This is a genomic window from Paracoccus sp. 228 (genome assembly GCF_000967825.1).
In the GTDB taxonomy this organism is placed as follows: domain Bacteria; phylum Pseudomonadota; class Alphaproteobacteria; order Rhodobacterales; family Rhodobacteraceae; genus Paracoccus; species Paracoccus marcusii.
In genome coordinates this window covers 903011-923930 of the sequence record NZ_JYGY01000001.1, presented here as the reverse complement: position 1 = coordinate 923930, position 20920 = coordinate 903011, and the positions used below count along the sequence as shown (strand labels likewise).

The 20920-nt window shown below is 67.8% G+C and carries 18 protein-coding genes; 13 read left to right on the top strand and 5 right to left on the bottom strand.

Annotation, left to right across the window (positions count from 1 at the left end; translation table 11 throughout):
• Positions 1-81: 81 nt before the first annotated feature.
• Positions 82-1080 (bottom strand): Fe(3+) ABC transporter substrate-binding protein, encoded by a 999-nt coding sequence (locus SY26_RS04510; protein ID WP_045999409.1) that lies wholly within the window; start codon positions 1078-1080, stop codon positions 82-84.
• A 106-nt stretch (positions 1081-1186) separates the two neighbouring features.
• Between SY26_RS04510 and SY26_RS04505 the strand changes: the two genes are divergently transcribed.
• Positions 1187-2992 carry an ABC-F family ATP-binding cassette domain-containing protein gene (locus SY26_RS04505; protein ID WP_045999408.1) on the top strand — a complete coding sequence of 602 codons (1806 nt, stop codon included), beginning with the start codon at positions 1187-1189 and terminating at the stop codon, positions 2990-2992.
• On the opposite strand, the gene SY26_RS04500 is transcribed toward SY26_RS04505, so the two are convergent.
• Positions 2989-3972: a putative zinc-binding metallopeptidase gene (locus tag SY26_RS04500; RefSeq protein ID WP_045999407.1), complete on the bottom strand. Its 984-nt coding sequence runs from the start codon at positions 3970-3972 to the stop codon at positions 2989-2991. The two genes, SY26_RS04505 and SY26_RS04500, sit on opposite strands and share 4 nt — an antisense overlap.
• Positions 3973-4221: 249 nt before the next feature.
• Between SY26_RS04500 and rplU the strand changes: the two genes are divergently transcribed.
• From rplU to SY26_RS04480, 4 genes are all read left to right on the top strand, one after another.
• The gene (gene rplU / locus SY26_RS04495; RefSeq protein WP_045999406.1) at positions 4222-4635 is read left to right on the top strand and encodes a 50S ribosomal protein L21; all 414 of its coding nucleotides are present in this window, start codon (positions 4222-4224) and stop codon (positions 4633-4635) included.
• 12 nt (positions 4636-4647) lie between these two features.
• Positions 4648-4920, top strand: coding sequence for a 50S ribosomal protein L27 (gene rpmA / locus SY26_RS04490; RefSeq protein ID WP_045999405.1), 273 nt, complete (start codon positions 4648-4650; stop codon positions 4918-4920).
• A 106-nt stretch (positions 4921-5026) separates the two neighbouring features.
• The gene (locus tag SY26_RS04485; protein ID WP_232303256.1) at positions 5027-5611 is read left to right on the top strand and encodes a GNAT family N-acetyltransferase; all 585 of its coding nucleotides are present in this window, start codon (positions 5027-5029) and stop codon (positions 5609-5611) included.
• A gap of 63 nt (positions 5612-5674) precedes the next feature.
• Positions 5675-6688 carry an LLM class flavin-dependent oxidoreductase gene (locus tag SY26_RS04480; RefSeq protein ID WP_045999404.1) on the top strand — a complete coding sequence of 338 codons (1014 nt, stop codon included), beginning with the start codon at positions 5675-5677 and terminating at the stop codon, positions 6686-6688.
• A 67-nt stretch (positions 6689-6755) separates the two neighbouring features.
• Here SY26_RS04480 and SY26_RS04475 read toward each other — a convergent pair whose 3' ends face one another.
• A complete protein-coding gene (locus SY26_RS04475) occupies positions 6756-7490 on the bottom strand; it encodes a Bax inhibitor-1/YccA family protein (protein ID WP_045999403.1) in 735 nt (244 codons plus the stop codon).
• 104 nt (positions 7491-7594) lie between these two features.
• Positions 7595-8563, bottom strand: coding sequence for an NADPH:quinone oxidoreductase family protein (locus tag SY26_RS04470; protein ID WP_084693673.1), 969 nt, complete (start codon positions 8561-8563; stop codon positions 7595-7597).
• 190 nt (positions 8564-8753) lie between these two features.
• Here SY26_RS04470 and SY26_RS04465 point away from each other — a divergent pair, with 190 nt between their 5' ends.
• The 6 genes from SY26_RS04465 to SY26_RS04440 all read left to right on the top strand — a co-directional run bounded on the left by SY26_RS04465 (position 8754) and on the right by SY26_RS04440 (position 17630).
• Entirely contained in the window at positions 8754-9113 is a 360-nt protein-coding gene (locus tag SY26_RS04465) for a helix-turn-helix domain-containing protein (protein WP_042244532.1), read from the top strand.
• A 136-nt stretch (positions 9114-9249) separates the two neighbouring features.
• Entirely contained in the window at positions 9250-10035 is a 786-nt protein-coding gene (locus tag SY26_RS04460; RefSeq protein ID WP_045999402.1) for an inositol monophosphatase family protein, read from the top strand.
• A gap of 24 nt (positions 10036-10059) precedes the next feature.
• Positions 10060-11418 carry a magnesium transporter gene (gene mgtE / locus SY26_RS04455; protein WP_045999401.1) on the top strand — a complete coding sequence of 453 codons (1359 nt, stop codon included), beginning with the start codon at positions 10060-10062 and terminating at the stop codon, positions 11416-11418.
• Complete coding sequence (locus SY26_RS04450) at positions 11415-11957, top strand: 5-formyltetrahydrofolate cyclo-ligase (RefSeq protein ID WP_045999400.1); 543 nt, start codon at positions 11415-11417, stop codon at positions 11955-11957. Before mgtE ends, SY26_RS04450 begins: the two co-directional genes overlap by 4 nt.
• A 419-nt stretch (positions 11958-12376) precedes the next feature.
• Positions 12377-15949: a vitamin B12-dependent ribonucleotide reductase gene (locus SY26_RS04445; RefSeq protein WP_045999399.1), complete on the top strand. Its 3573-nt coding sequence runs from the start codon at positions 12377-12379 to the stop codon at positions 15947-15949.
• Positions 15950-16196: 247 nt separating this feature from the next.
• Positions 16197-17630, top strand: a complete 1434-nt coding sequence (locus SY26_RS04440) for a mannose-1-phosphate guanylyltransferase/mannose-6-phosphate isomerase (protein WP_045999676.1) — start codon at positions 16197-16199, stop codon at positions 17628-17630.
• On the opposite strand, the gene SY26_RS04435 is transcribed toward SY26_RS04440, so the two are convergent.
• Positions 17631-18383 (bottom strand): DsbA family protein, encoded by a 753-nt coding sequence (locus SY26_RS04435; protein ID WP_045999398.1) that lies wholly within the window; start codon positions 18381-18383, stop codon positions 17631-17633.
• A gap of 157 nt (positions 18384-18540) precedes the next feature.
• Here SY26_RS04435 and SY26_RS04430 point away from each other — a divergent pair, with 157 nt between their 5' ends.
• Together SY26_RS04430 and SY26_RS04425 are read left to right on the top strand one after the other, a co-directional pair.
• The gene (locus SY26_RS04430; protein ID WP_045999397.1) at positions 18541-19677 is read left to right on the top strand and encodes a pyridoxal phosphate-dependent aminotransferase; all 1137 of its coding nucleotides are present in this window, start codon (positions 18541-18543) and stop codon (positions 19675-19677) included.
• Positions 19674-20882 (top strand): N-acetylmuramoyl-L-alanine amidase, encoded by a 1209-nt coding sequence (locus SY26_RS04425; RefSeq protein WP_045999396.1) that lies wholly within the window; start codon positions 19674-19676, stop codon positions 20880-20882. The genes SY26_RS04430 and SY26_RS04425 overlap by 4 nt, the downstream gene beginning before the upstream one ends.
• Positions 20883-20920: the final 38 nt, after the last annotated feature.

The following is a 20920-nucleotide window of genomic DNA, read 5'->3' as shown; positions in this document are numbered from 1 at the left end:
GCGCAAGCCCGCGCCTGCGCCTTTTGCGGACATCTGTAAGTTTCCTTGCGTCGGGGGTTGGGGCCCCGACGCAAGAAGCCGTCACCCGTCGAAGTTGACGCGCTCGATCAGGTCCAGCGCCTGCGGGCGCAGGTCCGAGATCTCGGTCAGCGTCAGGTCGTCGGCGGTGAAGTCGCCCCAGCTGGCCACCAGCTCGGACCGCTCGACACCTTCGGTCACGGGGAACTCGTTGTTGGTTTCGGCATAGATGCGCTGTGCCTCTTCGCCGGCCAGGAACTGCATCAGCTGCAGGGCCGCGTCGCGGTTCGGCGCGGACTTGGTCATCGCCACGCCGGACACGTTCACATGCGTGCCGCCATCCTCGAAGGTCGGGAAGACGATACGGACCGATTCGGCCCATTCCTTCTGCTCGTCATCCTTCAGCATCGCGCCCATGTAGTAGGTGTTGCCCAGGCTGATGTCGCATTCGCCGGCCCAGATCGCCTTGACCTGGTCGCGGTCGCCGCCCTCGGGACGCTTGGCCAGGTTCGACTTGACGCCCTCCAGCCAGGCGACGGTCTCCTCCTCGCCATGATGGGCCAGATAGGCCGCGGTCAGCGCGACGTTATAGTCGTTGGTGAAGCTGCGGGTGCAGATGCGGCCTTCCCATTTCGGATCGGCGAGGTCCTCGTAGGTGGTGACCTCTCCGTCGGCCACGCGCTCCTTGCTGGCATAGACGATGCGGGCGCGGGTGGTCAGGGCGAACCACTGGTTCTCGTCGTCGCGCAGGCCGGCGGGGATCGCCTCCAGCGCCGGGTCCTCGACCGGCTGCAGGACGCCCGCGTCCTTGACCTCGCCCAGGCGGGCCACGTCGACGGTCAGCACCAGGTCGGCGGGCGAACGGTCGCCCTCGGCCTGAAGGCGCTCGACCATGCCCTTGTCGACGAAAGCCACGTTGACCGGAATGCCCGTCTCGGCGGTGAAGGCGTCGATCAGCGGCTGGATCAGCTCGGGCTGGCGGTGCGAATAGACGTTCACTTCCTGCGCCAGGGCCGGCATGGCGGTGGCACCCAGCAGCGTGGCGATGATCAGGGGACGCATGTTGACTCCTTTGGTCAGAATTCCCGCGTCTTGTGGCAATTCCGACCGAACCTGTCAAGCAATGCGGTGGATTGACCCCGACGCGGCGCCGGGCTAGGGCGCGGTCATGGCACGCGCACCCCTTTTGCAACTCTCCGAGATCTCGCTGACCTATGGCGGCGATCCCATTTTCGAGGGCCTGTCCCTGAACGTCCAGCCGGGCGACCGCGTCGCGCTGGTCGGCCGGAACGGATCGGGCAAGTCCACCCTGATGAAGGTGATGGCCGGTTTCGTCGAACCCGACCGGGGCGAGGTGGTCCTGGCGGCCGGCGTCTCGACCGGCTATATGGAGCAGGACCCGGACCTGTCGGGCTTCGAGACGCTTGGCGAGTTTGCCCGCGACGGGTTGGAGCCGGGCGAGGATTACCGCGTCGACATGGCCGCCGAGGGGCTGAAGTTCGACCCCGACCGCCCCGTGGCCACCGCATCGGGCGGCGAGCGTCGCCGCGCCGCGCTGGCCCGCCTGCTGGCGCAGGCGCCCGAACTGATGCTGCTGGACGAGCCGACCAACCACCTGGACGTCGAGGCCATCGGCTGGCTGGAGGATCATCTGTCCCAGACCCGTGCGGGCTTCGTGCTGATCAGCCACGACCGCGCCTTTCTGCGCCGCCTGACCAAGGCGACGCTGTGGATCGACCGCGGCCAGGTCCGCCGGCAGGAACGGGGCTTCGAAGGCTTCGAGGATTGGCGCGAGGCGACCTGGGCCGCCGAGGATGACGCCCGCCACAAGCTGGACCGCAAGATCAAGGCCGAGGCCCGGTGGGCCGTCGAGGGCATCAGCGCGCGCAGAAAGCGCAACCAGGGCCGCGTCCGCGCCCTGGCCGCCCTGCGGGCCGAGCGCAGCAGCCAGATCCGCCGTCAGGGCACCGCCGCGATGGCGTTCGACAGCGGCACCACCAGCGGCAAGAAGGTGGTCGAGGCCACCGGCATCGCCAAGGCCTTCGGCGACAAGACCATCCTGCGGCCCTTCGACTTGCGCATCCAGCGCGGCGATCGCATCGCCTTTGTCGGGCCGAACGGCGCGGGCAAGACCACGCTGATCAAGATGCTGACCGGAGAGATCGCTCCCGACCAGGGCACGGTCACGATGGGCACCAACCTGGAGATCGCGGTCTTCGACCAGGCCCGCGCTGCGTTGAACCCCGACCAGACGCTGTGGGAATCGCTGACTGGCGACCCCGAGATGCGCGTGTCGGGCCGCGCCGATCAGGTGATGGTGCGGGGCCAGCCCAAGCATGTCGTGGCCTATCTGAAGGATTTCCTGTTCGACGACGCCCAGGCCCGTGCACCCGTGCGCAGTCTGTCGGGTGGCGAGAAGGCGCGTCTGCTGTTGGCGCGGCTGATGGCGCGGCCGTCGAACCTGCTGGTCATGGACGAACCGACCAACGATCTGGACGTCGAGACGCTGGACCTGCTGCAGGACCTGCTGGGCGAATATGACGGCACCGTGCTGCTGGTCAGCCACGATCGCGATTTCATCGACCGGGTGGCCGACACCACGGTGGCGATGGAGGGTGACGGCCGCGCCACCGTCTATGCCGGCGGGTGGAGCGATTATCAGGCGCAGCGCGGAGAGACCGTGGTCGAGGAGCCCGTCGCGGTCGCCAAGGCCGCGCCGGTGACGGAAAAGCCCAAGGCCGCGCGCGATGGCCTGAGCTTCACCGAACGGCACCGGCTGGACGCGCTGCCCGGCATCATCGCCAAGCTGGAGGCGGAGATCGCCAAGCTGTCGGAATTCATGTCCGACCCGACGCTGTTCCAGACCGCTCCGGCCAAGTTCGAAAAGGCCAGCCTGGCCCTGTCCGAACGCCAGGCTGCCCTGGCCGATGCCGAGGAGGAATGGATGTCGCTGGAGGAAAAGGCCGCCGTCTAGGCGGCCTTCCCCTCGCCGCGGGCAAGGTGGTTCTGCAGCCAGCCATGGGCGAAGGCGATCTTGTGCCGGACCGGCACGGTCAGCACGAACGGGTAGAGGTCGCTGTTGTCCAGCGCGCGGTTGATGTCGTTGACCGCGATGGTGATCTCGGCCGCGATGTTCAGCAGGCGGTAGGGATCGGTCTCGGAGTAGGGGTGATAGTCCGGCGGCACCCCCGGCATGTCCAGATGCGTGCTGCAGAAGCTGTCGGCCACGTCCGTCAGGTGCAGCAGGTGGGCGACCGTCTCGGCCCAATCCTCGTGTGGGTGCGAGGTGGCATAACTGGTGATGAAATCGCCTGCCGGGTCGCGCGGATCGGCATAGTGGTTCTTGAGGGCCTGGGCGTAATCGGCCCGCTCGTCGCCGAAGACGGCGCGGAAGGCGGGCAGGAAATCGGGCAGGACCTTCAGGCGGTCGAACAGGAAATGCGCGATCTCGTGGCGGAAATGGCCGACCATCGAGCGGTACTGCTCTCCCAGCTTCAGCTGGCGTTTCAGGCGGATCAGCTCGTCCGCCTCGGTCACGTTGATGGTGATCTCTCCGTTGGCATGGCCCATGATGATCTGCTGATCGCGCCCGCCGGTATGTTCCGACAGCATCAGGAACCGCGGACGCCGCCCGGGATCGGCCGGCGTGAACCAGTCCCATTCCGCAAGGTTGGCCAGAACCCACCGCTTGGCGCGTTCAGCGCTGGCCAGCAGGCGCTGGTTGTCGCCGATGTTCATCACCGGCACGACATGCGACATGGCGCAGGACGCGCAGAAGCCGCCCGGAACCTCGGCCGCCCAGTTGCAGGCGATGCGCGGGCGGTTGGCACAATGGGGGGCGTCCGCCACCATCCGCCGCAAGACCGGCGCATAGACCAGCGGCTCTCCGCACAGACAGATCAGGTTGTGGAAATAAGCGCGCGTGCCGCAATGCGGGCAGGAGAAGCGTTGCATCAGCTGGGGTCCGGTCCTGTCAGTGGCAGGGTACAAGCCCCGCGGTGCCGCAGGGTTCCGCACCATCGCACCGGCCTTGACAGGCGGGCCCAGATCGGGCAAATGCAGCGCACCGGCAGGGCATCCGCCCTTGGCCGGTCGATTGTTTTTAACGACACCCGCACAAGGGTGCGCCGTCCGAAGGCGGGGTTCGCCCCCCAACGCCGACATTGTCGGGGCCGCAGGACGCGGTGATGAAGGAAGAAAGCGATGTTCGCGGTTCTGAAAACTGGCGGCAAGCAGTACAAGGTGCAGGCGGGCGACGTCCTGCGCGTTGAAAAGCTGAATGCCGCGGCTGGCGATACGGTCCAGTTCAACGATGTGCTGATGGTCGGTTCGACCCTGGGTGCGCCCCTGGTCGCCGGTGCCTGCGTGCAGGCCACCGTGATCGAGCAGATCAAGGCCGACAAGGTCATCACCTATGTCAAGCGCCGCCGCAAGCACAGCTCGCAGCGGACCCGCGGTCACCGCCAGCAGCTGACGCTGCTGCGCGTCACCGACGTGCTGGAGAAGGGTGCGGACAAGACCGGCGTCAAGACCGCCGTCGGCGCCCGCACGAAGGTCGAGGCCGCCGATGCGCCCGCCAAGACCAAGAAACCGGCCAAAGACGCCGCTGAAGCCTAAGGAGAACGACCCATGGCACATAAGAAAGCAGGCGGTTCTTCCCGCAACGGCCGCGACAGCGCGGGACGCCGTCTTGGCGTCAAGCTGTTCGGTGGCCAGGCCGCCATCGCGGGCAACATCATCGCACGTCAGCGCGGCACCACCTGGTGGCCGGGCGTGAACGTCGGCATGGGCAAGGATCACACCCTGTTCGCGCTGACCGACGGCCATGTGAGCTTCAAGAAGGGCCTGAAGGGCCGGACGTTCATTTCGATCGTCCCCGCCGAGCTGGAAGCAGCCGAGTAACCTTAGCGTAATATTCTGATGCTAAGGGGGGATCGGCGAGAGCCGGTCCCCCGAACCGTTTTATCGTCACATTTATTGATCGGTCTCTTGGGGAGGAAACATGGTGATGTCTGCACCCATGCGCGAGGGGAGTCGTCTGGACGACCTTGCGCCCGTCTTGGCCGATGGCCCGGCCCAGCCCGTGATCGCGACAGAGCGCTTCACGCTGCGACCGCTGCGCGCCTCTGATGCCGGCCTGATCGAACATTACACCGCCGACCGACGCGTGGCCGAAGGCACGCGCGCCATCCCCCATCCCTTGCCCCGCGGCGCCGCCGAGAGTTTCGTCGCCCGCTCCCTAGCCGCGGATCGGTCCGAGGATGTCTGGGCCATCGACGGGTCGGACCACAAGCTGGCCGAACTGCTGGGCGTCGTGTCGCTGACCCGCATGGAGGGGTCGCAGTCGGAACTGGGCTTCTGGATCGGCGCGGGCTTCTGGAACACCGGCTTCGCGACCGAGGCCGTGGCGGCCCTTGTCGCGGCGAACCCGCACGGGGCACGGACCCTGTTCGCCGAGGCGTTTCAGGACAATCCGGGATCGGCCCGGGTGCTGACCAATTGCGGCTTCGTCTATCTGGGCGATGCCGAAAGCTGGTCCGTCGCGCGGGGCGGCCGGGTGCCGACCTGGACCTATCTGCGCAAGATGGCCTGAACGACTGCCTGATATGTCCTGTCCCGTCATTGCAAAGCGGGGCAGGCGGCCTAGATCAAGGGAATGACACAGCATCTTCCCTATTCCGTTCTCGACCTGTCGCCGGTTCCCGAAGGGTCCACGGCGCAGGACGCCATCCGCAACACGATCGACCTTGCCCAACATGCCGAGGGCTGGGGCTATCACCGCTTCTGGTTGGCCGAGCATCACAACATGCCCGGCATCGCCAGCGCCGCGACCGCGGTCCTGATCGGACTGGTCGCACAGGCGACCAGGACGATCCGCGTGGGGGCGGGCGGCATCATGCTGCCCAATCACGCGCCGCTGACCGTGGCCGAGGCCTTCGGGACCCTGGCCACGGCCTTTCCCGACCGCATCGACCTGGGCCTGGGCCGCGCGCCCGGGGGTGACGGCGCGGTGATCCGCGCCCTGCGCCGCGATCCGATGGCCGACAGCTTTCCGCAGGACGTGGTCGAGCTGCTGGACTATCTGGGCCCTGAACGCGCGGGCGCGGCCGTCCGCGCGCTGCCCGGAGAGGGGACGAACATCCCCGTCTGGATCCTGGGCAGCAGCCTGTTCGGCGCGCAGCTGGCGGCGCATCTGGGCCTGCCCTATGCGTTTGCCAGCCACTTCGCGCCCGAACAGCTGGAACAGGCGCTGAGCATCTATCGCGAACGGTTCCGACCCTCGCCCTGGGGGCAGAAGCCCTATGCGGTGCTGGCGGCGAACGTCTTTGCCGCCGACGATGCCGGAGAGGCCGCCTATCTGCGCACGACGATGCAGCTGGCCTTCGCGCGCCTGCGGACCGGCCAGCCCGGCAAGCTGCCGCGCCCGGTCCGCGACATCGACGCCGAGATCGGCGCGCAGATGCGCCAAGCCGTCGACGGTGCGCTGCGCGTCAGTGCCGTAGGCGACCGCGAGCGCGTCCGCGACCAGCTGTCGCGTCTGGTCGAGACCTATCGCCCCGACGAGGTGATCCTGACCGGCCAGATCCACGATCACACGGCCCGGCTGCGCAGCTTCGAGATCGCGGCCGAGGCGGCATCGTCCCTGCCGCCGGTCCGGCAGGCCGCCTGAGACCCCGCCATTCAAAAGCAAAAGGCCCCCGAAAGGGGGCCTTTTTTCATGTCGCAGGTGCGTTGGATTATTCGCGGTTGCCCATGAAGGACAGCAGGAACATAAACAGGTTCAGGAAGTCCAGGTACAGCTTCAGCGCGCCCATGATGGCGGACTTGCCCAGGAAATCCGCACCCGACCCCTGCATCTGCAGGTAGGTGTTCTTGATGTTCTGCGTGTCATAAGCGGTCAGGCCCGCAAAGATCAGCACGCCGATGACCGAGATCGCGAACTGCATGGCCGAGGAGGCGATGAAGATGTTCACGATCGACGCGACGATCAGGCCGATCAGGCCCATCAGCAGGAACGTGCCCCAGCCCGACAGGTCCTTCTTGGTAGTATAGCCCCACAGGGACAGGCCCGCGAAGGCGATGGCCGTGACCAGGAAGGTCTGGACGATCGACACCCCGGTATACACCAGGAAGATCGAGCTGATCGAGACGCCCATCAGCGCCGCGAAGGCGTAGAAGACCCCGGTCGCCGCCGAGACGGACAGCCGGTTCAGGGCCGCGCCGAAGGCGAACACCATCAGCAGCGGCGCGAACATGATCACCCACCGCAGAGGCGAGTTGTACAGCGTGTTGGCCACGGCCGGGTTGGTCATGGCGGCGGTCGCTGTGCCATAGGCGGTCGCGGCGGTTACACCCATGCCGACCGCCATCAGCCCATAAACCTTGTTCATGTAGGCCCGCAGGCCCTGGTCGACCGCCGCCGTGCGGTGGCCTACGCCCTGCGCGGTACGGTACGTGTTGTAATCTGCCATCGATGTCTCCCTTGGAAGGCATGCCGACGCAGTGCCGGCTTGGGTCCAATATCGGTGGAAAGGCGGGATTTTTCAATGCCGCGCTTGGCTCAAATGCGTCGGGATCACAGCGTGATGACCACTTTGCCGATGCTGCGCCGCTCTCTCAGCATGACGTAGCCCTGGGCCAGATCGTCCAGGGGCAGGGTGGCGCCCGCGACAGGGTCCAGCCGGCCCGCGCGGAACAGGTCGAACAGCGCGTCGATGCTGTCCCGCAGCGCCTGCGGGTCCAGCCCGCGATAGCCGCCCCAGTAGAAGCCGTGGATGGCGATGTTCTTGACCAGCGCGTGGTTCAGCGGCAGCACCGGGGGGCGGCCGCCGGCAAAACCGATGACCAGGAACCGCCCGCCGGGACGCAGGGCGCGGAACGCCGCCTCGCCCGGTTCGGCGCCCACGGGGTCATAGACCACGTCCGCGCTGCCAAGATCGCGCAGCGCCGCGCGCAGATCGGGGCAGGTGGCGCTGTCGATCACGTCGGATGCGCCCGCCTGGCGGACCACATTGACCTTGTCGGCGCCGCGCGCGATGCCGATCACCCGCGCGCCCATCGCCGCGCCGATCTGCACCGCGGTCAGCCCGACCCCGCCCGCGGCCCCCAGAACGACCAGCGTCTGTCCCGCCTGCAGCGCGCCGCGCCCGGCCAAGGCCAGGTGACTTGTCCCATAAGCCACCTGAAAGCCCGCCGCCTGCTCCAGCGTCATGGCGTCCGGAATGGCCTGGACGGCCCCCGGATCGACCGCCATCACCTGCGACATCGTGCCCGGTGCCGAAACGACCACGCGTGTGCCGGCAACCAGGCCCGATCCGGCAGGCGCTGAGAGGACGGTGCCCGCCCCCTCCAGCCCCGGCACGAAGGGCGGATCGGCCGGTTCCTGGTACTGTCCCTTGGCCTTGAGCAGGTCGGCAAAATTCAATGCCGCCGCGCCCATGCGCAAAAGCACCTGATCGGGACGGGCCACGGGGGGCGGAACATCCCGGATCACCGGGTCCTGACCCAAGGCCGAGATGAAGGCTGCGCGAATCATTTGTGACATGTATTGTGGCCCTCGGATGTTGTCTGCACGTTCGCATCCCCGCTGGCCAAGTCAACGCGATGCCGATATGGCCGCAAGGACACCCCTGGACCTGTCTTTATGGTCAGGAAAGCCCCGATTAACCAAGTTGACACTCGAAAATTGTGCCTTTCCGGGCTAGAGCATCCTGAGATTGCAAAAGGTTGGGGCAATGAAGCATAGTGTAGATGTTCACGTTGGTAAGCGTATCCGCCATCGTCGCTGGATGATTGGCATGACTCAACAGCAACTCGCCGACAAGGTCGGCATCAAGTTCCAGCAGATCCAGAAGTACGAGACCGGCATGAACCGCGTCTCGGCCTCGCGTCTGTGGGACATTGCGCGGGCGGTCGACGTTCCGGTCAGCTTCTTTTTCGAGGGCCTGTCCGAGGGCGAGGTTCCCGGCGTGGTCGAAGGCGACATCTTCGCCGACAAGGAAGCGCTGCAGCTGGTGCGCGCCTATTACGCCATGCCCGAGGCGCAGCGTCGCCAGATCTTCGAGCTGGCCCGCGTCCTGTCCGACGCGGCCTGAAAGGCCTGACCGCCAGAAGGCGGATGACCCTGCCGCCGTCCCGCGCCGCTTGACCGCCGGACGACGGCCCCCTTTGACCGCTGGTCCCCCGGCGCATGACAGGCTACACCCGGCGTGACGACACGCAGGGGGCCGCATGCAGGACGCAGACCAGATCACCCGCACCGCGCATCTGATGGCAGACGCTGCCCGTCGGGCGATCCTGCCGTGGTTCCGCCACGCGGATCTGGCGGCCGACAACAAACGGCCGGCCGATTTCGACCCGGTGACCCAGGCCGACCGCGATGCCGAACGCGCGATGCGCGACGTGCTGGCGCGCGAGCGGCCCGATGACGCCATCCTGGGCGAGGAATATGGCGCGACCCCCGGCACCAGCGGGCTGACCTGGATCCTGGATCCGATTGACGGCACGCGCGCGTTCCTGTGCGGGGCGGCCAGCTGGGGCGTGCTGATCGGCCTGTCCGACGGGCGGGACGTCATCTATGGCCTGATCGACCAGCCCTATGTCGGCGAGCGGTTCGAGGGCGGGCTTGGCCATGCCCGGCTGATCTCGGCCGCGGGCGAACGGGCGCTGGGCGTGCGCGGCGGCACGCCGCTGGAGCGCGCGACGCTGCTGACGACCTTTCCCGAAATCGGCACGGCGGCCGAGGCCACGGCCTTTCGCCGTGTGGCCGACCGGGCGCGGCTGACGCGATACGGGCTGGACTGCTACGCCTATGGCCTGCTGGCCTTGGGCCAGGTCGATCTGGTGATCGAGGCGGGGCTGCAATCCTATGACATCGCGGGTCCGCTGGCGGTGGTGCAGGCCGCGGGCGGCATCGTGACCGACTGGCAGGGCGGGTCCGCCGCCCAGGGCGGTCAGGTGATCGCCGCCGCGTCCGAGGCGCTGCACCGCGCGGCGCTGGATCTGCTGAACGGCTGACACGACAAGAACGCAGGGGGCAGCATGGCCGACGAAAACCGCGCGACCGAAACCGACGATCTGCTGGACCGCGTCGACGCGGCGGTCGAGGCCGGCGACCGCGCCGCACTGGACGCGGCCCTGGAGCCGATGCACCCGGCCGACATCGCCGACCTGATCGAGCGGCTGACCCCCGGCGACCGCCGCGCCTTCCTGACGCTTTATGCCGACGGCATCGACGGCGATGTCCTGTCCGAGATCGACGAATCCATCCGCGAGGAGGTGCTGGAGCAGCTGCCCCGCGCGGTCCTGGACGATGCCGTCCGCGAGATGGACAGCGACGACGTCGTCGACCTGGTCGAGGACCTGGACGACGCCGAGCGGGCGCTGATCCTGGCCGCGCTGGATGCGGGCGACCGCGCGGCGGTCCAGCAGTCGCTGGCCTATCCCGAATATTCCGCCGGCCGCCTGATGCAGTCCGAGGTCGTCACCGCGCCCGAGCATTGGACCGTGGCCCGCGCCATCCAGTTCCTGCGCGCCGAGGAATGGCTGCCCGAACAGTTCTATCACATCGTCCTGGTCGATCCCCGCCGCCATCCGGTGGGCTATGTCACGCTGGGTCGCCTGCTGGCATCGCGCAGCGACGCCACGCTGCGCGAGCTGGCCGAGGACAGCTTTCGCACCATCAGCGCCTTTGCCGAAGAGGCCGAGGTCGCCTATGTCTTCAACCAGTATCACCTGATCTCTGCCCCCGTCGTGGACCGCGATGACCGCCTGGTGGGCGTCATCACCATCGACGACGCGATGCAGGTCCTGGACGAGGAGCACGAGGAGGACATCCTGCGCCTGGCCGGGGTGGGCGACGAATCCAGCATCTCGGACAGCGTGATGCAGACGGTGCGCCAGCGCGTGCCGTGGCTTGCCACCAACATCGTCACCGCCCTGGCCGCCGCCAGCGTCATCGCCTTCTTCGAGGACGCCATCGCCCAGCTGGTGGCTTTGGCCGTGCTGATGCCGATCGTGGCGTCGATGGGGGGCAATGCGGGGACGCAGACGCTGACCGTTGCGGTGCGCGGCCTTGCGACGCGCGACCTCAGCCGGGCCAACGCCCTGCGCGTCGTCCGGCGCGAGGTCATCGTGGGGCTGACCAACGGGGTGTTCTTCGGGGTCATCATGGCTGCGATCACCTGGGTCTGGTTCCGCGATCCGGGTCTGGCGGCAGTGATCGGGTCGGCGATGATCATCAATCTGCTGGTGGCCGCGCTGGCTGGCATCCTGATCCCGCTTGGCCTGAACAAGCTGGGCGCGGACCCCGCGCTGGCGTCTGGAACCTTCGTGACCATGATGACCGACGTCATCGGTTTCCTGGCCTTCCTGGGGCTGGCCACGGCGGTGCTGCTGTGACCGCGGACAAGGCCCGCCTGCGCGCGCAGGCGCTGGCGGCCCGTGCGGCGGGCGGCGACGGGCAGGCCCTGTCGCGCAACCTGATCGCGACGCTGGCACCACACGCGGGCACGGTTCTGGCCGGATACTGGCCCATGCGCGACGAGGCCGATCCCCGCGCCGCGATGGCCGCGCATGACGGGCCGCTGGTGCTGCCGGTGGTGACCTGCAAGGCGCGCCCGCTGGTCTTTCGCCGCTGGCGCGGCGAAGCGCTGGTGCCCGGACCCTTCGGCACGGCGCACCCGGCCGATTCGGCCGAGGTGCTGACGCCCCGCGTGCTGATCGTTCCGCTGGCGGGGTTCGACCGGCAGGGAAACCGCCTTGGCTATGGCGGCGGTTTCTATGACAGGACGTTGGAATCATTGCGAAAATCTGGCCCGGTGACGGCGATCGGGCTGGCCTATGCCTGCCAGCAGCTGGACCTGATCCCGGCCGAGCCGACGGACCAGCCGCTGGACCTGATCGTGACCGATGATGGTGTCCTGACGCCCATGCGCTGATTTCCGCCGGGCGTGGCAGATCTGCATCGGCTGTGCGCAACCGGGGGATGAATTGCAGATAAGCCTGTGGACAAGTCGTGGAATGCGGTCGGCAAGGGACTGTTCGGACGTGGTTTTTGACACCTTATGCCACGTGCACCGGCTGTTCCTGCACGTCTCTGTGCGCGAATCCCGCACGCAGCCAAGGGGCGGTCTGTCAACGGCCTTCGCGGGGCCGATCGCTAAAAAATTCGGTTGAAACAGTATCGAAGCGGCGGCAGTTTGTGGGCAATCGCCAGTGTGGCACAAGATGTGGTGGTCCTATCGGGGGCGACCACAGGAACGTCGCAGCAGTCCTGATCTGACGGCCGTCCCCTGGGCGGACGCGCCCTGCACGGGCGGATCGCGGCTGCGCGCAGGGGACCGGAAGGACAAGCAGGATGAAGTTCGAGCGGCGCTTTACCACGGAAACCGGCGGGGCCTATGGCGGCATCGCGTTCACCACCACCCTCAGCGAGATCCGCAATCCGGACGGCACGGTGGTCTTTCGCAACGACGCGGTCGAGGTCCCCGAGGGCTGGAGCCAGGTCGCAAGCGACGTCATCGCCCAGAAATACTTTCGCCGCGCCGGCGTTCCCGCGCGGCTGAAGCCCGTCCGCGAAAAGGGCGTGCCCGAATTCCTGTGGCGCCACGTTCCCGACCATGCCGCAATGGCCGACCTGCCCGAGGACGCCCGGTTCGGCGGAGAGACCAGCGCCGCGCAGGTCTTTGACCGCCTGGCGGGGGCCTGGACCTATTGGGGCTGGAAGGGCGGCTATTTCACCACCGAGGCCGATGCCCGCGCCTATCTGGACGAGATGCGCCACATGCTGGCCCGCCAGATGGGTGCGCCCAACAGCCCGCAATGGTTCAACACCGGCCTGCATTGGGCCTATGGCATCGACGGGCCGGGGCAGGGACATTTCTATGTCGATCACAAGACGGCCACGCTGACTGCATCGACCAGCGCCTATGAGCATCCCCAGCCGCATGCCTGCTTCATCCAGTCGGTCAGCGACGACCTGGTGAACGAGGGCGGCATCATGGACCTGTGGGTCCGCGAGGCGCGCCTGTTCAAGTACGGCAGCGGCACCGGCACCAACTTCTCGTCGCTGCGCGGCGAGGGTGAGCGGCTGTCCGGCGGCGGCAAGTCGTCGGGCCTGATGGGATTCCTGAAGATCGGCGACCGGGCCGCGGGTGCGATCAAGTCGGGCGGCACGACGCGCCGCGCGGCCAAGATGGTCATCTGCGACATGGACCATCCCGACATCGAGGCCTTTGTGAACTGGAAGGTGATCGAGGAGCAGAAGGTCGCGTCCCTGGTTGCCGGCTCCAAGCTGCACGAGCGTGAGCTGAACGGCATCTTCGCGGCGATCCGCACCGGCGGCGGAGAAGTCGATCCGGCCCGCAACGACGCCCTGAAGGCCGCGATCCGCAGCGCCAAGCGCGCGATGATCCCCGAGACCTATGTGAACCGCGTGCTGCAATACGCGCGCCAGGGCTTCGACAGCATCGAGTTCCCGACCTATGACACGGACTGGGATTCCGAGGCCTATGTGTCGGTCTCGGGCCAGAACTCGAACAACTCGGTCCGGGTGACGGATGCCTTCCTGCGCGCGGTGCGCGAGGATGCGCCGTGGGAGCTGATCCGCCGCACCGACGGCACGGTCGCCAAGACCGTGTCTGCGCGCGATCTGTGGGACCAGATCGGCCATGCGGCCTGGGCCTGCGCCGATCCGGGCATCCAGTTCCACGACACGGTCAACGCCTGGCACACCTGCCCCGAGGACGGGCCGATCCGCGGGTCGAACCCGTGCAGCGAATACATGTTCCTGGACGACACCGCCTGCAACCTGGCGTCCATGAATCTGCTGACCTTCTGGACCGACGGCCGGTTCGACGCCGACGCCTATGTCCATGCCAGCCGGCTGTGGACCGTCACGCTGGAGATCAGCGTGCTGATGGCGCAGTTCCCCTCGCGCGAGATCGCGCAGCGCAGCTATGACTTCCGCACGCTGGGGCTGGGCTATGCCAATATAGGCGGTCTGCTGATGAACATGGGCCTGGGCTATGACAGCGACCAGGGCCGAGCGATCTGCGGGGCGCTGTCGGCGATCATGACCGGCACGGCCTATGCGACCAGCGCGCGGATGGCGGCGGAACTGGGCGCGTTCCCGGGCCATGCCCGCAACGCCGACCACATGCTGCGCGTGATCCGCAACCACCGCGCCGCGGCGCATGGTACGGCGTGTGAGGGCGTGAACGTCGCCCCCGTGGCGCTGGACGCCGCGAACTGCCCGGATGCCGGCCTGGTCGATCTGGCCCGCGCAGCTTGGGACGAGGCACTGGCCCTGGGCCAGGCGCACGGCTTCCGGAACGCCCAGACCACCGTCATCGCGCCCACCGGCACGATCGGCCTGGTGATGGATTGCGACACGACCGGGATCGAGCCGGACTTTGCCCTGGTCAAGTTCAAGAAGCTGGCGGGCGGCGGCTATTTCAAGATCATCAACCAGTCGGTCCCGGCGGCGCTGGAAAAGCTGGGCTATGCGGCCGCGCAGATCGAGGAGATCGTGGGCCACGCGGTGGGCCACGCCACCTTGGGCAACTGCCCCGCCATCAACCATGCATCGCTGGCCGGTCACGGCTTCGGCGCGGCCGAGATCGCCAAGGTCGAGGCGGCCCTGCCGTCGGCCTTCGACATCCGCTTCGTCTTCAACCAGTGGACGCTGGGAGAGGATTTCTGCCGCGGCACCCTGGGCATCCCGGCGGACAAGCTGTCGGACCCCAGCTTCGACCTGCTGCGCCATCTGGGCTTCAGCCGGGCGCAGATCGACGCGGCCAACGACCATGTCTGCGGGACGATGACGCTGGAAGGCGCGCCGCATCTGCGGGCCGAGCATCTGCCCGTATTCGACTGCGCCAATCCCTGCGGCAAGACCGGCACGCGCTATCTGTCGGTGGAAAGCCACATCCACATGATGGCCGCCGCGCAAAGCTTCATTTCCGGGGCAATCAGCAAGACGATCAATATGCCCTCCAGCGCGACCATCGCGGACACGCTGGCGGCGTACGAGCTGTCGCACAGCCTGGGGATCAAGGCCAACGCCCTCTATCGCGACGGCTCCAAGCTGAGCCAGCCGCTGGCCAGCGCCCTGATCGACGACGACGAGGAGGCCGAGGAGATCCTGGCCCACGGGTCCACCCACGACAAGGCCCGCGTCCTGGCCGAGAAGATCGTCGAGCGCGTCATCGTCAAGGAGATCATCCGGTCGAACCGCGAGAAGCTGCCGCAGCGCCGCAAGGGGTACACCCAGAAGGCCATCGTCGGCGGTCACAAGGTCTATCTGCGCACCGGCGAATATGACGACGGCAAGCTGGGCGAGATCTTCATCGACATGCACAAGGAAGGCGCAGGCTTCCGGGCGATGATGAACAACTTTGCCATCGCCGTGTCGGTGGGCCTGCAATACGGCGTGCCGCTGGAGGAGTTCGTGGACGCCTTCACCTTCACCCGGTTCGAGCCGGCGGGCATGGTGCAGGGCAATGACAGCATCAAGAACGCGACCTCGATCCTGGACTATGTGTTCCGCGAGCTGGCGGTCAGCTATCTGGACCGCACCGACCTGGCCCATGTTGCCCCCGAGGGCGCGCGTTTCGACGAGATGGGCGGCGGCGAGGACGAGGGGCGCCCCAGCCAGCCGTCCGAGCTGAAATCGCTGACCATGCTGAAGCAGATCAGCAGCGCGGGCTATCTGCGCAAGCGGATGCCGCAGGACCTGATGGCGCTGCAGGCCGGCGTATCGGTGACGGCGGTCACGACGGGCATGGCCACGGGGCTGGACCTGCGCGCCAAGGCCCGGATGCAGGGATACGAAGGCGATCCCTGCGGCGAATGTGGCAACTACACGCTGGTCCGCAACGGCACCTGCATGAAATGCAACACCTGCGGCGGCACCAGCGGCTGCAGCTGAGCATGGGTGGGGAATAAGGCGGCCCCATGCGCCGTTTCCCCACCGACAGGCCCGGCCCGTCGCAGCAGCAAGCGCGCACAGACGCGCGACGACTGACCCCCGTGCGCGGCCCCGTGCACGGGAGTCTTTTTCACGGCGATTTCAGGGCGTGACTTGACGCTGACGGCGCTTGGCCCTTGACTGCGGGAACGACCGGCTGCAACCGGCAGGAATGATGACAGGGCGGGGTTCGCCCAAGGGGTTTGCGATGACGATGATTACACCGGTGCTGATGGCGGGCGGTTCGGGCACGCGGCTGTGGCCCGTGTCGCGCAAGAGCTTTCCCAAGCAGTTCGCCGCCCTGACCGGGGACGAGACGCTGTTCCAGGCCTCGGCCCGGCGGCTGTCGGGCGCGGGATTCGCGGCGCCTGTGGTGATGACCAATTCCGACTTCCGCTTCATCGTGGCCGAACAGCTGGAACAGGCGGGCATCGCGCCGGGCCGCATCGTGATCGAACCCGCGGGCCGCAACACGGCGCCGGCGATCCTGGCGGCGGCGCTGATGGTGGCGGCGGACGATCCCGACGGGCTGGTGCTGGTCGCGCCGTCCGATCACGTGATCCCCGATGCCGCGGCCTTTGCCGCGACCGTGGCCCAGGGCGCCCAGGCCGCGGCGCAGGGGCGCATCGTGACCTTCGGCATCACCCCCGACCGCCCGGAAACGGGTTACGGCTATCTGGAACTGGCCGGTGCCGGAGAGGGGCCGCAGCCCCTGGCGCGGTTTGTCGAGAAGCCTGACGCCGATCGGGCGGGCCAGATGCTGGCGGCGGGCAACTATCTGTGGAACGCGGGCATCTTCCTGTTCAGCGCCCGCACCATGATCGAGGCGTTCCGCGCCCACGCCCCCGCCTATCTGGAGCCGGTCCAGCAGGCGCTGGACCAGGCGCATCTGGACCTGGGTTTCTTGCGGCTGGCCAAGGCGCCCTGGGCCGGGGTCGAGGATCAGTCGATCGACTATGCCGTGATGGAAAAGGCCGACAACCTGACCGTGGTGCGGTTTTCGGGTCGCTGGTCGGACCTGGGCGGCTGGGACGCGGTCTGGCGCGAGGCGCTGGACCATGCGCCGTCGGATCACGGCGTGGTCACCGACGGCAATTCCACCGCGATCGACTGTCAGGACGTGCTGCTGCGGTCGGACAGCGACGATCTCAAGGTCGTGGGTATCGGGCTGCGCGACGTCATGGTGGTGGCGACCTCGGACGCGGTGCTGGTCGCCGACCGGGGCCGGGCGCAGGACGTGCGGCTGGCCGTGTCCGCGCTGAAGGCCAAGCGCGCCAAGCAGGCCGAGGCGTTCCCCCGCGACCACCGCCCCTGGGGCTGGTTCGAGACGCTGGCCCTGGCCGACCGCTTTCAGGTCAAGCGCATCGTGGTGAAACCCGGTGCGGCCCTATCGCTGCAAAGCCATGTCCACCGGTCGGAACACTGGATCGTGGTGTCGGGCACCGCGCGGGTCACCGTCGACGACAGCGTGACCCTGGTGACCGAGAACCAGTCGATCTATGTGCCCCTTGGCGCCGTCCACCGGATGGAGAACCCCGGCAAGGTGCCGATGGTCCTGATCGAGGTGCAGACCGGCAGCTATCTGGGCGAGGACGACATCATCCGCTACGAGGATGTCTATTCGCGCAGCAGCGCCGACTGATCACATGCTTTCGCGGATCTGGGCGATGGTCTGGGCCACGCCCGCCCGCGGAACGCCGCGCAGCATCTGGTCGCCGATCACGAAGGTCGGCGTCCCCTGGATCGCCATCGTCTGGCCCAGCTCGTGGTTCTTCTGCAGGACCGTGTTCACCGCATCCGTGTCCATATGCGCCATGATCGCGTCGGCATCGACGCCGATCTCTTCGGCTATGCCGCGCAGCGATTCATCCGTCGCAGGCGCGCGCAGGGCCATCAGCGCGTCATGGGCCTTTTCATAGGCCTCGTCCCCGGCGATCTGATGGACCGAGATGGCAAAGCGGCTGGACAGCACACTTTCCTCTCCAAGAATCGGAAATTCTTTCAGGATCAAACGGATGTTGCCATCTTCCTCGACCGCGTCATGGACCTCGGCGTTGAACTGGCGGCAGACGCCACAGCGATAGTCGATGAACTCGACCATGGTCAGGTCGCCGTCCGGGTTGCCGCCCACCCAGCTGTGCCCATCGTCGAACAGCGCGTCGCTGTTGGCTTCGACCAGCTGCAGGTCGGTCTGCGCCGCATCCTGGGCCTGGCGGTTCTCCAGCACGTTGATCGATTCGATCAGCACCTGCGGGTTCTCCATCAGATAGTCGCGCACCGCCTCGCCGAAGGCGGCCTTTTCATCGTCGGTCATGGCCGAGATGTCGAAGGCCATCGCGGGCGCGGACAGGGCCAGGCTGGTCCCCAGGAAAAAGGCGGCGGTCAGGCGTGTCATGGGGCATCCCTTGGTCTGATGTGGGCGACAGCTTGGACCGCCGCGTCCGCGATGGCAAGAACGCCGCCGACACGGCTGCGTGACGGCACGCTCCTGCCTAAAGGCTGGAGCGTGCCGCCGTCCCGCGCTATCACAGGGCAAAAATGAGGCCGAGCGAATGCGACACTCCCTGCGCGGACAGGTTGACCCGTTCATCGTGATGGACGTGATGGAGGCGGCCGCCCGGGCCGAGGCGGCAGGTCGCCATGTCATCCACATGGAGGTCGGCCAGCCCGGCACCCCCGCACCTCTGGGCGCGCGACAGGCGCTGGCGCAGGCGCTGGAACAGCCTTTGGGCTATACCGTGGCCCTGGGCCTGCCGGCGCTGCGGCAGGGGATCGCGGACCTGTACGGCCGCTGGTACGGGGTCGATCTGGACCCCGCGCGGGTGGTGGTCACGCCCGGCAGCAGCGGGGCCTTCATCCTGGCCTTTTCGGCGCTGTTCGATGCGGGCGACAGGGTGGCGATGGGCTATCCGGGCTATCCCAGCTATCGTCAGATCCTGCGCGCGATGTCGCTGACCCCGGTCGGCATCCCGACCCGCCCCGAGGACCGCTATCAGCCCCGACCACAGGATCTGCCCGACGACGTGCAGGGGCTTATCCTGGCCTCTCCGGGCAATCCGTCGGGGACGGTGCTGACCGTGCCGGAGCTGGCGGGCCTGACCCAGGCCGCTGCCGCGCGGGGCATGGCAGTGATATCGGACGAGATCTATCACGGGCTGTCCTATGCCGACCGTTGCCATTCCGCGCTTGAGGTGACGGATGAGGTTCTGGTCGTAAACTCCTTCAGCAAATACTTTTCCATGACGGGGTGGCGGGTCGGATGGATGGTCGTGCCGCCCGATATGGTGCGCACGGTCGAGCGTCTGGCCCAGAACCTGTTCATCTGTCCGCCCCATGCCAGCCAGGTCGCGGCCCTGGCCGCGCTGGACTGCATCCCCGAGGCCGAGGCCAACCGCGCCGTCTATGCCGAGAACCGCCGCCTGATGCTGGAGGGGCTGCCGCGCGCGGGCTTTGACCGCATCGCCCCGCCCGAGGGCGCGTTCTACATCTATGCCGACGTGTCGCACCTGACCGACGATTCCGTGGCCTTCGCGGCCGAGATCCTGGACAAGGCGGGCGTCGCGGTCACGCCGGGGCTAGATTTCGACCCCGACCGCGGCGCACGCACGCTGCGCTTTTCCTATGCCCGCGCGACGGCGGACATCGCCGAGGGCCTGGCCCGCCTGACGGCCTTCATGGCGGCCAGATGAGGCTTCTGCTGCTGATCCTGCTGCTGCTGGCGGGGCCGGTCCAGGCCCAGGAACCGGCACGGCTGATCCTGGGCGGGTCGTCCCTGACGCAGGCGCCGCAAGGCTGGTGGCACCGCGCCTTTGGCCCTCAGCCGCTGGAGCTGTCGCTGGCGTTGGACCGCCCGGTGCCGTGGCGGACATTCCTGGTCGGCGATCCCGCGCGCCTGGTCGTCGATCTGCAGGGCGTCGACCTGAGCGGCCGCAGCCCTGCCGACCTGTTCGGACAGGACCTGGCGCCTGCGATCCGGTGGGGCAGCTTTCGGCGCGGCTGGTCGCGGATGGTGATCGAACTGCCGGGGCCGTTCCGCGTGGCCGAGGCCGGGATGCGCACCCAGGGGGCCGAGGCGCGGCTGCGCATCGCCCTGAACCCCGTCGCGCCCGAGGATTTCGCGCCGCGCCCGTCGGCCGCGGCGGCGCTGCGCAACCTGCCCGATCCGGCGGACCTGCCGCCGCCCGCCACCGCGACGGGGCTGGCGGTGACGCTGGACCCCGGCCACGGCGGCTTTGACCCCGGCGCGCAGGCGGGCCCCGATACCGAGGCCGCGCTGGTCCTGACATTCGCGCAGGAGCTGCGCACCGCCCTGCAGGCGCGGGGCGTGACGGTCACGATGACCCGCGACAGCGACGTCTATGTCAAGCTGGAGGACCGGATGACCGCGGCGCGGCAGTCGGGGTCCCACCTGCTGCTGTCGCTGCATGCCGATGCGCTGCCGCAGGGGCAGGCGGCGGGGGCCACGGTCTATGTCTGGAACAGTTCGTCCGACACGCGGGCGGGCCAGCAGCTGACGATGCGCCATCAGCGCGACGACCTGCTGGCGGGGATGGACCTGCGCGGCCAGGACGACGCGCTGGCCACGGTGCTGATGGATTTCGCCCGCACCGACACCCAGCCCCGGTCCGAGGCCTTCGCACGGCTGCTGACCTCGCGCATGGCGCTGCGGGGGATCGGACTGCACGGGCGGCCGGTGCAGGGGGCGGCGTTCTCGGTGCTGAAATCGCCCGACATCGCGTCTGTCCTGCTGGAGCTGGGGTTCATCTCGGACCAGACGGACCTTGCGAACCTGACCGACCCCGAATGGCGCGCCCGCATGGTCGAGGCCGTGGCCGAAGCCACGACCGGCTGGTGGCGCGACGAACAGGCGCGCGCCGGGCTGCTTCGTCACTGACACACCCAGTGTTGCTTTGACCGGGGCACCCGTGGCCG